Raw genomic sequence first — 15,172 nt, 5'->3', positions numbered from 1 at the left:
TATTGAAGAGACGATTAGCTGTGTGTAGGATAGATGGCTTCCAATGCCGGGCAAGGCTGTCTTTCCAGGAAGTCGGCAAGTTTGTCAGGCATGTTCTTGTATATATCTCTAAGTACAGTACCTTGATAAATATTGCCGATGATCACTGGATAGCATAGCTCCGAGATCAGCACATCGCCGTTGCCGTGCAAATGCAATTGCTTCTTCCCTTCAATACAGTTGGAGAAGTAGACTCCTGATTGTTCCTCGAAGCCAAGTTCCTGAGCGAAGCGGTCCATACAGGTGAAATAAATGGTGCTGTCCTCTCTGCGATGGGCAATAAGCTCCTGAACGGCCTTCTTCAAATCTTCACGGGCGGCAATCGCTGACCACCCGCTATGGTTCATGGTAATACTGTTCTGGATCTCATGCGTACGCACACCAAGTGCGTATACATGGTCCGCAATCTCCGGCAGATGGTGGGTCGTCTCTTCAAATAGTAGTGTCTCCAGCACAGTATCGAAAGAAGCTTGCGCGCAGAGAGCGATATTTTCTCTTATTTTCGTATATACCCTTGGATGCAGCTTGTAATATCGGGAGAACTCTTCGGCGGTTGTGAAGTTAAAGGAGATATGAATCGTCGTTACTCCAGCCTCCTCTAATTGCTGCACGCGTGTGGCATTAAGCAGGCTGGCATTGGTGTTGAGTTGGGTCTCGATGCCATGTGCCGAGCAATATCTGACAATGTCCAGACAATCCTGGTATTTCAAAGTTACTTCGCCACCGGATAGTCGCACTCTGCGAATCGTAGGGACATCCTGGAGAATAGAGATAACCTCCTTGGCGCCAATGCTTTGATTGTCATCCCGGCTATATGCACAGCAGTAGCTGCACTTGAAATTGCAGTTGGATGTTACGCCAACCTCAAGGGCTTCCAGATCATAGTGGTTCGGATTTTCTAATTCAAGGAATTTATATTTCACTCTTACCGGCTCCTAAATAGATAGATTTTGGTGTCGTTAGTATAACTAACCAACCTAAGTGATTATATAGCTTATGGAGCGGAGATATGTATGAGGTTTTTAATAGGGTGACCGGGTGAAATCCCCATCTTTCAACCTATTGCGACAGAGCTAGATAAGTATAATGAATGGAGAAATATAGTTCGAATATATTATTTTACAAAAAAATAACACATTTTCCCTGAAATCGGCTATAATAAACATGTCATCAAATAAAAAACATTATAACCTTATATTCATTACTGTCTTCTTTATTTCCTCTTTTTTATTCATCAATTGTCTTTTCTTCGGTTTTTTCGCGTTGTTTTATTCCAATTATCTCTCTATTTATGGCTTTGGTAGAATGGTATATAAATCCGTATTTGGGGTTTATATAGATTTTTGTGTCTGTAGAAGAGGTTGAGGTTGAACATCAGGAGTACAGACATTTATTAAATTGCGCAAAAGGAGGGATCGAGCTCTTTTTTAGCAGGCGAGGTAGTAAGTCAGTTCGAGTCATGGTTCATCCAATTTTAAAAGGAGGTATTAGAATGATCAGTTCAATTCGTTTATCTCGTTCTATGACAATGAAGGCGCTTACAACATTTGGGGTTATACTGCTTACTCTGATCATCGTGTTCCTGATTGCAGACAAGGCTTCTGCACATGGTTATATTGATGGTCCGGCGAGCCGTGGATATCTATGTAAGACAGGACAAAATACAAATTGCGGAGCGATTCAGTATGAACCGCAAAGTCTTGAAGCTCCAAAAGGCTTTCCGGCAGCCGGCCCAGCCGATGGGAAAATCGCCAGTGCGAATGGCGCCTTCCCTGAACTGGACCAGCAATCAGCTACACGTTGGACGAAAGTAAATATGTCTGCCGGAACGAACACTTTCCATTGGACACTGACTGCAAACCATGCTACAACCAGTTGGAAGTATTATATCACAAAGGAGAACTGGAATCCGAATGCTCCGTTGACACGCGATTCATTCGATCTGACTCCATTCTGCTCCGTTAGTTATGATGGCACACAGCCACCGAAGAGTTATTCCGACACTTGTAATGTTCCGCAACGTTCAGGATATCATGTAATCCTCGCTGTCTGGGAGATCGCCGATACGCCTAATGCATTCTATAACGTGATCGATGTTAATTTTAGCGGTACAAATCCTGGCGACAACCAGCCTCCTACCGCTCCGGTATCTCTCACAGCTAGTAACATTACAGCCAACACAGTAACGCTCTCCTGGGGAGCATCTTCCGATAATGTTGGTGTAACAGGCTATAATGTATATAACGGAAGCATACTTGTGGGCTCGGTGCCTAGTTCGACGCTGAGCTATCCGGTGACAGGATTGACCCCAGATACGTCCTATACGTTCAATGTGAAGGCGGTTGATGCCGCAGGCAATCAGTCGAGTGCCAGCTCCGTTACTGTGAAGACTGGACAGGCTGCAGCCGATAAAGAGGCACCTACCGCTCCAGGGAATTTGCACATAATGGGAACGCCTACTGCATCCAGCGTAGATCTGATGTGGAGCGCGTCCACGGACAATGTGGGCGTCACAGGTTATCGTGTATACCAAGGGGCGAACCTGGTTGCTACAGTCTCCGGTTCGACGACCGATTATAAGGTGACAGGTCTGAATGCTAGTACGTCATATACATTCACGGTATATGCCGTGGATGCTGCAGGCAATGTATCCGCCGCTAGCAATTCGGTTCAGGCTACGACAGCTGCAGCGCCTGCTGCTCAGCCTTGGGCTGCGGGTGTCTCCTATGCGAGCGGCGACCTGGTAAGCTATAACGGTTCGGTTTATGAATGTCTCCAACCGCATACTTCATTGGTAGGTTGGGAGCCTACCAACGTCCCTGCACTCTGGCAGTTGAAAGCGTAATTTTATAAATTCATATAGTACGGTTGGATCCGGAGCTGCTTTCCTTTGAGTTGATCTCATAAGGAGGGCAGCTCTTTTTCACGGTTGACAGAATTTAGATAATCCGAATTTGAACATTTCAATTGTTCATGATTCGTTGTATGATGTAAAAGTTGAATTAATGATCGGTTCGCTGAAGAGTTATTTTATCATCAAGGGGTGATCATCATGTCGTCATTATCGCGATCACGCACGATTTTATATCTAATCTTTCTTGTAATCATGTGGGGGGTCAACTGGCCATTATCCAAATTTGCCCTTGAGTATACGTCTCCGTTGCTATTCGCCGGACTGCGGACATTAATCGGGGGCGTTCTGCTTATACTGGTAGCGATTCCTAACTACAAGAAGTTGAACCTGCGCAGGAATTGGCCATTGTATTTGATCTCCTCGTTGCTGAATATCGTACTGTACTATGGATTGCAGACGATCGGGCTGCAATATTTGCCGGCCGGATTGTTCTCTGCCATCGTATTTCTACAGCCTGTACTCCTCGGTATCTTCTCGTGGTTCTGGCTGGGAGAGTCTATGTATGGGATGAAAATGGTGGGTCTGTTCCTTGGTTTCCTCGGCGTGTTCGAGATTAGTGCGGGTGGACTGGCCGGGCATCTGTCGATAACCGGTGTACTGCTTGCTCTGGGCAGTGCGTTAAGCTGGGCTTTTGGCACCGTATATATGAAGAAGACGACAGAACGGGTGGATATGGTCTGGATGGTGGCCTCACAACTAACACTGGGAGGACTGCTGCTGCTCGGAACGGGCAGTTATTTGGAGAGATGGGGCGATATTACCTGGAACGTTCCTTTTATTAGCGCTTTGTTCTTTATTTCTATCTTCGTCATAGCCCTGGGCTGGCTTGTTTACTTTAAACTGATCGGCTCTGGAGAAGCCGGGAAGGTTGGTGCATTTACGTTTCTGATTCCGGTAATAGCTATTATTTGCAGTGTTATTTTCCTTGGAGAGAGTGTGACTTGGAACTTGGTTACGGGATTAGGCATGATTGTCATCAGTATCTTGCTGGTTAATATCAGGCCCGGGGCGCTTCGCCGGGCAAGCGAGTAATCTATCTCGGACATTACTGGGGTTGTGGACGGTTCCAGTAGTACCCGCCGGGTCATCCGGGTCTATTTGGGGAATAACCTGTCAGAAAGTCGGGATTGCTTCGATGCTTCAAATTGTGCTAGAATATGCACATTAAGATGTATGCAAGGGCAGGAGGAAGCAATGGCACAGTTAAAACGGTTTGGCTTCGGATTGCAAGCACTGATTGTACTCGCTGCAAACAATTCGGAACAATGCTCCAGCGCAGAGATTGCCGAACAGATTCAATGCGAACCAACCGTACTACGTAAAATATTAGCTCAATTGGCTGAGCACGGTATTGTAGAGGCTAGGCAGGGGCGTTCTGGAGGCTATCAATTAACACGTAGTCCGGAACAAATTACGCTGGCTGAAGTCTACAAATCGCTCCATGAGAAGGAGCCGCAATGGGACCGGATGCTGGACACGACCGGGAACCATCTGTTTGGACAGAAAATGCATGAATCGTTCTCGAAAATTATGACAGATATCAATACACAAGTGAACCAGGTGTTGGGAACGTATACGGTAGGAGATTTTTTAGACTAAATTTTTTTGGGATAAACTGTGCTGGAAATAGCACATATAATAGATTTTTCTTCTCTTCCGGAATCTGGATGCTTTTGATATAGAGAGACTAAATAATTGAGATGGAGGTGAGAGTGTGATGAAACTTGTCTTCCGGAGCCGCTATGCCCGTATTATAGTATCGCTGGTCACAGCGCTAATCGGAGGTATTTTGTTCAAGCTGCTGCATCTGCCTGTTCCTTGGCTGCTGGGTCCCATGCTGGCGGTGCTAGCCGGGTCTAATCTCATCAAGGAAAGCTATGAATGGCCACAGCAGCTCAGAAGTGTAGGCATGGTCATCGTCGGTTACACGATCGGTCTGTCTATGACGATGACAGCGCTAAGACAGATGTCCCGCCAGCTTCCCTATATGCTGCTCATGACAGTCCTATTGCTGCTGCTATGCGCAGGTATTGCCTTCATAAATTCCAGATTATCAGGCATCGACTACAATTCTGCGCTGCTTGGAAGCATACCCGGGGGTCTCACTCAAGTGATCTCCCTCGCCGAGGAGACAGAGGGAATTAATCTTCTTGCGGTTATGATAACGCAGGTGATACGTCTCATTATGATTATCGTCATTATTCCGCTGCTCGTGTTCAGTCCTTTCTTCGATCACGGACATCCGGATACGACCGCTGCTATTCCTTCAACGATAGCGACAGCGGCCCATAGCGCCGGTAATCCACTTGTTATGCTTCTGTTCGCTATAGTCTGTATTGCGGGGGCATTCCTGGGGAAGAAGATTCACCTGCCGACTCCGCTATTGCTGGGTCCCGTTATTGCAACAGCCACCTTGCAGTTGCTTGGTTTAACCGGTATGGCTCTGCCTGGGTGGATCATTAACGCTGCGCAACTGTTGATTGGCGTAAATGTCGGCATGATGCTGAAGCCAGGCCAAATGGAGCATAAGTTCAGAACAATATCCATCGCTGTTGGCTGTGGGCTCCTGCTGGTAGTTGGAGCCTGGGGCCTCAGCTTGCTGCTTGTCTATGTTCAATCCGTCTCAGGAGCTACGGCTCTCTTGAGCCTTGCCCCGGGAGGAATGGATCAAATGGGGATTATTGCTCATGAGATTGGTGCAGATTTGGCCATAGTTGCCGGATATCAATTATTTAGAACATTCTTTATTATGTTTGCCATACCGCCATTAGTTCGTCTATTGTTCCGTATTCAAAAGAAGAAAAAATCCACTAAACAAGGAGAGATTGTATGAGCGCGTTAAACGTTGATTTTAGCAAAACTGCATTGGTTCTGATCGATTTACAATTAGGGATTACGAAGATGTATGGTAACCAGGACGTCGTGGATCAGGCAGCGAAACTGGTCGAGGTGTTCCGTGAGAAGGACGGCTTCATCGCATTTGTGAAGGTTGATTTCCATGATGGCCACGATGCCTTAAAACCGGCGACTGACCAGCCAGCTCGAGCGCTGTCATATCCGGCGGATTGGGCAGAGCTCGCCCCTGAATTGGGTGTGAGCGGGCAGGACTATGTTGTCACCAAACGCCAATGGGGAGCTTTCTTTGGTACGGATCTCGATTTACAGCTTCGTCGCAGGGGCATCGACACGATTGTTCTGTGCGGGGTATCGACGAACATCGGTGTTGAAGGAACGGCAAGAGAAGCATTCCAGCACGGGTATAACCAAATCTTCATTACCGATGCGATGGCAGCTGCCTCCGCGGAAGAGCAGCAATCGAGCTGTAAATATATTTTCCCGAGAATCGGCAAATTGAGAACGACAGAGGAGTTCATTGCGGAAGCAGGGAGTAGGAAATAATCTCATCTGCAGGAGGCTAACCTCAATTATGAATATTTGTATTACCGATTAGGTATCCAGCCTACGAGAAGGGCTCCTCCATCCGGATGGTTACTAGCGGTAAGTTCCCCTCCGTGCTGACGGATAATTCGCTGTGAAATGGTTAGCCCCAATCCTGCTCCTCCTGTTGAGCGATTTCTAGAAGCTTCACCGCGATATAGCGGTTCAAATACATGTTGAAGCTCCTCTGAAGTAAACCCAGGCCCGGAATCCAGTATTGTAAGAGCTATTTTATGGTCCTCTTTATCGCAGTGAACCACAATTTTTCCGTGGAGTGGCGTATGTCTAATGGCATTGTCTAATAGATTGCTTACGGCGCGCTCCAATAAGTGCGAATCGCCGATGACTGTTAGATCGTCTGCAGAATAGCGCACACTCGTTACAATCTGCTTTTGTTCAACTAGCGGCTTCAAGCTATCCATCGCCTTTTGTAATACGAGTTTCAGGTCGATCGGTTTGAGATTAAGCTTCGCCTCCAAGTACTCCATCTTTGTAAAAGTAAAGAGGTCTTCTACCAGCCGGTCCAATTGCGCCGATTTTTCCTTGCAAACTGTCACATACTTTGCCAATTTGTCTGGAGTCTGAGCTATGCCTTGCTCGATACCGTCTAAATATCCTCGTAATGCGAATAATGGAGTCCTTAAATCATGTGCGACGGCAGCAATGACGAATCTGCGTTCCTCTTCCAATTTCACTTGTTTCTGATGTGATTTTTGAAGTCCCCTCACCATAACATCGAAACCGTCACGTACTCCGGCAATTTCTGTAATTCTCGAGGAGGGCAACTCAACCTCGAGATCTCCATCAGCAATCCGCCGAGCCGCAAGATTCATTCTGTAGAGGGGGATGAGGATAAACCTTCGCATTCCCATGGCTACAATAAAAAAGGATAGCAGAAGCCCCACAAATGCCCCAACCATTGGAACTGCATTTAAATTGGGCAAGTAAATGACAGCCCTCCCCAGTAATTGGCCGTCTTCGATTACTGAAAACTGTTCTTTCTTCGACAACGCCCTATTACGCTCTGAGCTGGACCGATAGATCTCCTGATCGGAAGCATTATAAATAGCCGCATCTAATTTCGCTTTCCGTAATTGAAGATTCAGTTTGTTCTGCCAATCCGGATTCGTCCAATTGTCTGCGCCCATTTCAATTAGCTGAATTGTCTCCGTCAAATGTTTTTGCAGCGATGGATCATGCGGTTGACGCTCTCCCAAGCTTAGAGACTTGGTTACCATAAAATGGGTTGTAACAAAGAATAACCATGGTATTGATAGAATCAGAAATAAGCTAAGCAATGTAAATGTGCGGATACGAAGTGTTCTCATTTTACTCTCCTTCGAATCGATACCCTACACCCCAAATGTTGATAAGGTATTTCGGGGAGTTCGGATCAGACTCGATTTTTTCACGAAGTCGGCTTAGATGTACTCTTACGGTATGCTTATCGCCCACGCCGTCCCAAAATTTATCCAGCAGCTGTTCATAGGTAAAGACCTGTCTCGGATTCTCGGCAAACAATCGGCATAACTCAAATTCTCGTGGAGTTAGCGAGGTGATTTGGCCTTCTACAAATACTTCGCGCGTCGATAGATTTATTTTGAGGCGACCATGGTCCAAGATGGCTCTATCCATTTTCTGCTGGGAACAGGACCGCCGTAATACAGCTTTCACTCTAGCTACAATCTCTCCGGGTGAAGCCGTCTTGACAATATAGTCATCACCGCCAAGTGCCAGTCCTCTTATTTTGTCTACATCATCACTGCGTGCACTTAAGAATAGAAGAGGAACGTTGCTCTCCGCACGAATTTGCCGACACAAATCAAAACCGTTTAGTCCCGGCATCATGATATCTATAATCATGCAATCTATCATGCTCTGCCGGAACAGAGCAAGTGCTTGAGTGGCATCACAGGCGGTTAGTACATTAAAGTTTTCGTTCTCCAAAAAATCCCTCAACAGTTCGACGATACTCTGATCATCGTCCACAACCAAAATCGTATTTAGTTCATTCACTATTACGCCACCTTTATAAGCTTAAGTGTTAATTTTTAACTATTGTCCTAATGTGTTGCTTACTATGCTACAAGTTTATCATTTGGCTTCTATAAGAAAAACAAAGTCTTTTGCTCTGTGATGGAATGTTTATCATTTTGTGATGTTTTTACAACGTCGTTCGAGATATTTCATTGTTATGATTCTGTTGCGAACCACAAATATATCAACTTGCAGGCCCAGGATCTAAGCAATGATACGGACAAGACAGGTTGGATGGACGAAAAAAGGAGGATTTGTTGATGCTTTCTGTTCAAATTGTGCTTTTTGATGGCTTTGATCTTTTAGATGCCATTGCACCTTACGAGGTTTTTTGTGCCGCTCAATTGTTTGCAGACGATGCGCTGAACGTGGAATTCGTTACTGCGGAAGGCCCAAGGACTGTGACCGCTGGATTCTGCGGAATAATGCTCGACGCCAGCGGCTGGCTTGATCCGGAACGCGCAGATATTATTTTAGTACCTGGGGCGTCCGGTGAAATTGAGGGGGATGGTGCCGATTCGATCCCGGCAATTCTGGTTCGGGCCAAGAATACAGCATTGACCGGTTTGATCAAGCAGGCTCTCGAGCAGCAAGACACTGTGGTCGCTACAGTATGTGGAGGCTCCCTGTTGCTGGCTATGGAAGGATTGTTGGAAGGCAGACCGGCTGTAACCAATCAGTTGGGCATGGATTTGCTTGAAGCATCAGGCGCTGTTCCTATCTCAGCCCGCGTTGTTGACGATGGCAACCTGGTTACTGCGGGTGGAGTTACATCTGGGCTTGATATTGCCCTCTATTTGCTCGAACGTCAGCTTGGACCGCAAATTGCGCACGCTGTAGAGCAGTTATTCGAGTTCGAACGAAGGGGGACGGTGTGGAGAGAAAAGGGAATTGCGCCTCGTACTCAAAAGGCATTAGATAGAGAGGATCGGAATACTACGAATATCGCCATGGAGACAAATTACAATGGGTCAAATAAAAATTTACAGAGTTCTGTTTTTGATGGCGATTGGGACGCGACAATCGCAACGCCGGTCGGGAAGCTGCAGGTTAAGCTCTCGATATCAACGCGGGATGGAATCATTCGGGGGACAGCAACCCAAGGAGATGAGAAAGTCGAGTTTTTGAATCCCTTGCTTCAGGATAACATGCTTACCTGGTCATTGCGGATAACGAAACCAATGAGGCTTAACCTAAGATTCGAAGTTACCGCCAACGGAGACCAAATGACCGGATTCGCTAAAGCTGGAGTACTGCCGGCATCTAAATTAATAGGAATAAGGATTCCCATTCAAGATTAGTAGAAGGTGAAGAGGATGTTACGAAAGGCCCCGGACCATATGAAGAAATACAATTTGCTGTATGCTATCTTGGCCTGTATTTGTCTAGTATTTATCATCTATACCATGGTGTGCAACTATATTACCGATCCTGGAGCTAAGGAGTTTTTGAGCCATAAAGCAGGACTGACCCGTGAGCTTAAGCTTCCCGTATGGTTAATCGTTATGCGCGTGCATGTCGCATTTGCTTGTATTGCCATGGCAGCGGGGCTGCTCAATTTTTCTAATCGTATCTTTGAAAAAAGCCGCAAGTTCCACCGTATAAACGGCTACCTTTATTTGTTCTCTGTCCTTCTTGTAGTGCTGACTTCTGGATATATGGCGCCCTATGCTACCGGGGGCAAAATTAGCAGTATCGGGTTCAATGCGATCAATATGATCTGGATGTTTATAACGATGATGGCGCTAATCCAAATTAAAAAGAAACAAGTTACCCGCCACCGGAACTGGATGATTCGAAGCTACGCCTTTTGTTTCACGAACATGCTGATTCATCTCACGACCTTTCTTTTTCAAAAAGGCTTCGGTTTCGAATATACATCCAGTTACACCATCGGCGTATATGTCTCTATTTTATTACTACTGGCGATCCCGAACGTAATTCTCAGAACAATCCGGCCCACTGAATAGGTGGGCTTCTAATTTTAATGATAGTTGTCTAGCTATTTTTTATCGCAAAAAATATTGACATAAAGAGTCCTGTTTGTTATTCTATAATAGTCTTTTATAATTGATATGGGGCCATAGCTCAGCTGGGAGCACACCATGTAGTATTCGCACTACCATAAAATCATACAAGGGGCTATAGTTTAGGGGGAAAACAGGTCGCTGGCAGCGATCAGTCGGCGGTTCGATTCCGCCTAGCTCCACCAACAATAAACACAAGCGGCAGAGATGCCGTTTTTTTTTGTATTTACTACTGTTTATAAAAGCTACACATATGGAGTGCTGTGTGACGCTCACAGGAAAATAGCCAATTCGAGTCACATTTACCTGCCCTAATAACGAAGATCTTAAACGCGACTAAGCTGCCTGAGATCTTCGTTTTTTATGCAATTAATTAAACACGCTTGAGATCTGCTTTAAGATAACATTATAGTAGGTCTTAAACACGTTTCTTTCTGTTTCATCAATCAAACTATTGTGTGCTATCAGGTTCCTCCAATCAGCCATTTCTTTGAAATAACAAAAGCACTGTAGAAAAAGCACAGGATAAGAAATAATTTGTCCTGATTTCTTTGTGATATATACTTTGTGGAAAGTATAATTAAATAAAAGGCTGGAGGTGGAATAAATGCAAACGAGTGATTATATTAATTGGTGGGAAGTGAATAAAGAAACAGGACTGGAAGATGTAAAGAAAACTTTTATAGCCCTCTTTTCTAAAGCGGAATTTTTACCATCAATCTATCACCCAATTTTATATAAGTATCTTAAAAATCCCCAAATGAAACATTGGGACGAAGAGATATTTTCTTTTTCTAAGGATAAAATTCGAGAAATTGAGGATAAAGTAGGAAAGGAAGTCATGACTTCGACCCTTCTATTAAATTTCCACCTCTTAATTTATGCTTATCAAAGCATATTAGATTTAGAAGAAAGAATTATGATGATGAATAGATTTAAAGGTAATGAAGAACTTAAAGCAAAAATTTTCAGCATTAATATCTATAATGACCTACTGAATACAGCGTTCAGTAACACTTTAAAACTATTTATTGAATTTCAAAGTGTAGCCGAGGGGATTAGTCTATTTCAAAAAAATTTAACTCCACAAATTGAATGTTTAGCCAGTCCAAAAAGAGGATACCAAAAAATTACGAATTTAGCAGATTCAAATATCCGTAATGCAATATCTCACGGTGGTGTAAAAGCAAGTGGTACAAAGATGGTGTTTTCTTATAGAAAAGGAGCACAGCACTTACAACAAGAATCCACGGTATATGACTTCAAAGACTCGATGTTGCAACTATACGACGGAGTAACTGCTATTATACTAGCTTGGTTTAGCTACTTATGTGAAGAAGATATTTCTTATAATGAAGTATATGGAAATGATTCTGTCCACGAAGATACCTCACTGTTTTTTGAGAGGCTATCTATATCAACGTTGCTAACGACCTGTGATAAAATATTTCAACTAGAAGTTAACAATCAGGAAGAAAAAAGAGAACATGTAAATGTTGAATTCACAGGCATAGATTTAGATATTGATTCAAGAGTTTTTCTTGGTTTGTGTACTGCGGAAAGGATATTTCATCTAAGAAAGTTATCTACAAAAGATACTATAATGGTTTCTTTTCATTCTTCTAAAGTTGCGAACTCTTTTTTCACAATCGATTGTTCTGCAGTTAGTGACTTAACAAATGGCATAATCGATATGGGAAAAGCATGGCAACATGTAGTAGACAGCAAAAATGTATTGATGTTTCCAATCAATGACGAAGATAGAAATGAATTTGAGGATTCTTTTCGTTATTACCCAGATATAGAAACCGACGACTATCGTTTAACAGAAATCGAAGATATTAGTTTAGAAGATAAGAAAAGGTTTAAAGCTGTTGCATATCTTAAAAGAGCAACAAGACCCCGTCATGTACGAGAAGCAGTTGAGGAAATAATTAGCCGAATAAAGGCTTTAGAAAATCATGGATTTTCATCACAAAAAGTAAAAAATGGAAAAATGGAAGCAGATATAATTTACTTGGTTCTATACAGAAAAGAAGTTCGTAGAGGAAAAGACAGAGCCTTATTTCCAAACAACGATAATTTCGTTGCTCAAATTCAATATGACATTGATATGAAATTTCCAATTCGCAATGGGTTCGTAGACTCTCATCTTAAACGCAGACGTGAAGAAACGATAGAATACAATTGGAATCCCAATTTTTAGGGAAATGTAATATGGTAATGTATGTCTACAAAGATAAAGGAAGAACAAAAGAACTCTACGCTAATGATGCTTTAAAGGAGGATAAGAACAAGCGTTATTATTGTCCTAATCCTAATTGTGACGCACATATGTATGTGGTGTAGATGGTGTATCTTCTGCCTATTTTAGTGCTACGCGAAAAGCGTATCCTCATCGTAAGGGATGTGATTTTGAAGCTTCAAATAATTTCAATTCGCATAAGTTTGATAAAAATTCTTTTGATTTTGAGAATGTTCTTGAAGCAATGCGAATACCTAGCAAGTCTGTATTAAAAAAGAAATCTCCGAATCCGCATAAAACTGGAGAATCAGACTCAAAACCATTAAGAACTACTAGACAAATATATGATATGTGTAAATCATATCCGTGTTCACATAGTTATAATAACCTAGTCATTGGGCAAATGCTATTAGATGACCGAAGCGAGTACATGTATCCAAAAGGAGTTTTTGGTAATAGAGTTATTGAATCCATAGTAAGGAGTGAGGAATTTGGGTGAAGGAAATGAAAAAAAACAATTGTGCGATTGTGGAAGTGGGAAAAAGAGGAAGAAGTGTTGTAAAGATAAAAAACCAAGAAATCAATCTGTGACTATGGATATGAAAAATCCCATAGCTATAACAAGCTATGAACTGACTTCTAATGGAGATTTGAAATTATTTACAGGCGGGCGAGAGGTAACTTCCAAAATGGCTAACCTAAATATTTCTCTTGATAGACCAAATGAAAAAGTCAAGCAAACGTTGAAAATCAATCAAAATCCAATAAATTTACAGACTAATATAAATGCTTTAATTAATGACTATGACTTTGTCTATGCAGTTGATACCAACACTCATAATTCTCTAATCAATGGCGAGTATTTTTCTGTGGGTGTAGCTTTAGAATACAAAAATAATAACAAACAAGAACTTCAATTTCAAAACTCATTTACAATTCAATTTAACCATAAAGAAAAATTTATTGCTGAGAAATTAGGAATTGTAGAATTAATAAAGAAAATAATCATTGATAAGAATTTAGAAACTAACGGCCTAAAAATATTACTAGTCACTGACCATGATTTAGGAAACATTGATCGTTATAATTCCAGAGAAATTCCAATGATAGAAGACACTGATCTGTATTTACCTAACAATTTTACTCTTGTTTATGCTAGTGCAGACAAAAAGAATGACAGCATATTAAATAGTATGATTAGTCAATGTGATCAGGAAGCTAGTAGAATTTCGAAGGAAGTTCTGAAGTGATTTTAGTATGGAATCTCATGAAGACAGTAACAGCGTATAACAATATATTCACGCTGCGGACATTCGTCCTTGGCCCGGCGTTCGCCGGACACCTCAGCATACGCTGAGGTCGTGAATACAGGAACGTTTATATGAAAGGGATGAGATCACTTGAATAAATTTATTTAAGACAAATAATATTGATGTATCTTTTAAAACGATAAAATTCCACAAAAAAATAGGAGAGAATTACGAGCGATGATACTAACTACAGGTTTGGTTAAGATAGTTTCAAGTACAATTGTTCTTGGTCTAATATCAACCTTTTTTAAACTTGGAATATGGTCACAGATTGCTACGAGTGAATTTCTAGAGCAACATGATAATAAAAATGATTTATTAAGAGAAGCAAAGAAGGATATTTACCAATTTAGTGACAATGTATTTTCTGGGATTCTTAGGACAATTCCTCTTCTGGTGTGGTTTGTTGTCTTATATTTAGCCAGTCAAGTGTATTCTGATAAGCTAATTGATCTTCCTTTCTTCACTACGCCAAGTATATCTATATACATTTACCCACCAGTCTTATTTATATTATTTCAAGCAGGGTATTTGTTTTTTGGGTTTGATGTCTCTCGAGTACATAAGAATCCAAACGGAAGAATTAAATATAATCATCCAGCGTGGTATACATATTTTATTTTAATTATCGTTTTGTTTTTAGTTTTTATTGAAAGGACAATAGATCCAACTATAAAAAACAAACTACTTAACATCTTACAAGTAAACGATGACATTTACTTAAAGAAATCATTAGTGTTTTTAGTAATTGCTTGGTTTAGTTATTTTATTATACTTAAGCCTTTGAGTAGGTATCTTGCTTTACTTGAACATTCAATTTTTATGGAAAGATTAAAAAATGTAAAAAATGACTCATCCTCTGTTTTTTCAATCTGCACTCTCTTTTTTACTATACTAATTTTTATGTTTGGGATTTTTCTAGTATTGAGTGGGAAGGTAAATATCATTCAAATTCCTTATGGTGATTTAATTAATTTATTTTGTTTTATACTTTTAGGTGCAGTTTTAACAGGACAAAGAACAAAATTTCTTGAAATTACAAGGAGTTATAAATATATCAATGGAAAGTATTACTTCATTAATAGTAAAGGAAAAAAAATTAGTATAAAAAAATAAACCATATATTAGTAATTCAAGTCCCCTTCATATAATCGGGGGACGA

General features: G+C 41.9%; 13 protein-coding genes and 1 tRNA gene. 11 read left to right on the top strand and 3 right to left on the bottom strand.

Annotation, left to right across the window (positions count from 1 at the left end; all coding sequences use genetic code 11):
* Window positions 1–14 precede the first annotated feature (14 nt).
* Window positions 15–962 carry a radical SAM protein gene (locus tag ABD014_RS02995; RefSeq protein ID WP_343857226.1) on the bottom strand — a complete coding sequence of 316 codons (948 nt, stop codon included), beginning with the start codon at window positions 960–962 and terminating at the stop codon, window positions 15–17.
* 572 nt (window positions 963–1,534) lie between these two features.
* On the opposite strand from ABD014_RS02995, the gene ABD014_RS02990 reads away from it, so the two are divergent.
* The 5 genes from ABD014_RS02990 to ABD014_RS02970 all read left to right on the top strand — a co-directional run bounded on the left by ABD014_RS02990 (window position 1,535) and on the right by ABD014_RS02970 (window position 6,352).
* Entirely contained in the window at window positions 1,535–2,884 is a 1,350-nt protein-coding gene (locus ABD014_RS02990) for a lytic polysaccharide monooxygenase (protein WP_343857353.1), read from the top strand.
* Between the two features lie 207 nt (window positions 2,885–3,091).
* Window positions 3,092–3,985, top strand: coding sequence for a DMT family transporter (locus tag ABD014_RS02985; protein WP_343857224.1), 894 nt, complete (start codon window positions 3,092–3,094; stop codon window positions 3,983–3,985).
* 162 nt (window positions 3,986–4,147) lie between these two features.
* Window positions 4,148–4,552, top strand: a complete 405-nt coding sequence (locus tag ABD014_RS02980) for an RrF2 family transcriptional regulator (RefSeq protein ID WP_343857222.1) — start codon at window positions 4,148–4,150, stop codon at window positions 4,550–4,552.
* A gap of 118 nt (window positions 4,553–4,670) precedes the next feature.
* Window positions 4,671–5,786, top strand: a complete 1,116-nt coding sequence (locus ABD014_RS02975) for an AbrB family transcriptional regulator (protein ID WP_343857351.1) — start codon at window positions 4,671–4,673, stop codon at window positions 5,784–5,786.
* Window positions 5,783–6,352 (top strand): hydrolase, encoded by a 570-nt coding sequence (locus tag ABD014_RS02970; protein WP_343857220.1) that lies wholly within the window; start codon window positions 5,783–5,785, stop codon window positions 6,350–6,352. Before ABD014_RS02975 ends, ABD014_RS02970 begins: the two co-directional genes overlap by 4 nt.
* Window positions 6,353–6,393: 41 nt before the next feature.
* On the opposite strand, the gene ABD014_RS02965 is transcribed toward ABD014_RS02970, so the two are convergent.
* Complete coding sequence (locus ABD014_RS02965; RefSeq protein WP_343857218.1) at window positions 6,394–7,719, bottom strand: sensor histidine kinase; 1,326 nt, start codon at window positions 7,717–7,719, stop codon at window positions 6,394–6,396.
* A gap of 1 nt (window position 7,720) precedes the next feature.
* A complete protein-coding gene (locus ABD014_RS02960) occupies window positions 7,721–8,407 on the bottom strand; it encodes a response regulator transcription factor (RefSeq protein WP_343857216.1) in 687 nt (228 codons plus the stop codon).
* Window positions 8,408–8,688: 281 nt separating this feature from the next.
* Here ABD014_RS02960 and ABD014_RS02955 point away from each other — a divergent pair, with 281 nt between their 5' ends.
* From ABD014_RS02955 to ABD014_RS02930, 6 genes are all read left to right on the top strand, one after another.
* Complete coding sequence (locus tag ABD014_RS02955; RefSeq protein WP_343857213.1) at window positions 8,689–9,729, top strand: DJ-1/PfpI family protein; 1,041 nt, start codon at window positions 8,689–8,691, stop codon at window positions 9,727–9,729.
* Window positions 9,730–9,768: 39 nt separating this feature from the next.
* On the top strand, window positions 9,769–10,398 hold the full coding sequence (locus ABD014_RS02950) for a DUF2306 domain-containing protein (RefSeq protein ID WP_343857348.1): 630 nt from the start codon (window positions 9,769–9,771) through the stop codon (window positions 10,396–10,398).
* Between the two features lie 168 nt (window positions 10,399–10,566).
* Window positions 10,567–10,640 (top strand) — tRNA-Ala (locus ABD014_RS02945).
* A 422-nt stretch (window positions 10,641–11,062) separates the two neighbouring features.
* Entirely contained in the window at window positions 11,063–12,661 is a 1,599-nt protein-coding gene (locus tag ABD014_RS02940; RefSeq protein ID WP_343857211.1) for a hypothetical protein, read from the top strand.
* A 530-nt stretch (window positions 12,662–13,191) separates the two neighbouring features.
* Entirely contained in the window at window positions 13,192–13,950 is a 759-nt protein-coding gene (locus ABD014_RS02935; protein WP_343857209.1) for a hypothetical protein, read from the top strand.
* A gap of 237 nt (window positions 13,951–14,187) precedes the next feature.
* Window positions 14,188–15,126 carry a hypothetical protein gene (locus tag ABD014_RS02930; RefSeq protein WP_343857207.1) on the top strand — a complete coding sequence of 313 codons (939 nt, stop codon included), beginning with the start codon at window positions 14,188–14,190 and terminating at the stop codon, window positions 15,124–15,126.
* Window positions 15,127–15,172: the final 46 nt, after the last annotated feature.

It is taken from the genome of Paenibacillus motobuensis (genome assembly GCF_039521865.1).
Taxonomy (GTDB): domain Bacteria; phylum Bacillota; class Bacilli; order Paenibacillales; family Paenibacillaceae; genus Fontibacillus; species Fontibacillus motobuensis.
This window is presented reverse-complemented; position numbering and strand designations above follow the sequence as displayed.

What these genes read in the sequence shown, in the direction of transcription:
- ABD014_RS02975 (WP_343857351.1), top strand. Translation starts at nt 4,671, where the DNA reads ATGAAACTTGTCTTCCGGAGCCGCTATGCCCGTATTATAGTATCGCTG.
- ABD014_RS02930 (WP_343857207.1), top strand. Translation starts at nt 14,188, where the DNA reads ATGATACTAACTACAGGTTTGGTTAAGATAGTTTCAAGTACAATTGTT.
- ABD014_RS02955 (WP_343857213.1), top strand. Translation starts at nt 8,689, where the DNA reads ATGCTTTCTGTTCAAATTGTGCTTTTTGATGGCTTTGATCTTTTAGAT.
- ABD014_RS02950 (WP_343857348.1), top strand. Translation starts at nt 9,769, where the DNA reads ATGAAGAAATACAATTTGCTGTATGCTATCTTGGCCTGTATTTGTCTA.
- ABD014_RS02940 (WP_343857211.1), top strand. Translation starts at nt 11,063, where the DNA reads ATGCAAACGAGTGATTATATTAATTGGTGGGAAGTGAATAAAGAAACA.
- ABD014_RS02965 (WP_343857218.1), bottom strand. Translation starts at nt 7,719, where the DNA reads ATGAGAACACTTCGTATCCGCACATTTACATTGCTTAGCTTATTTCTG.
- ABD014_RS02980 (WP_343857222.1), top strand. Translation starts at nt 4,148, where the DNA reads ATGGCACAGTTAAAACGGTTTGGCTTCGGATTGCAAGCACTGATTGTA.
- ABD014_RS02985 (WP_343857224.1), top strand. Translation starts at nt 3,092, where the DNA reads ATGTCGTCATTATCGCGATCACGCACGATTTTATATCTAATCTTTCTT.
- ABD014_RS02970 (WP_343857220.1), top strand. Translation starts at nt 5,783, where the DNA reads ATGAGCGCGTTAAACGTTGATTTTAGCAAAACTGCATTGGTTCTGATC.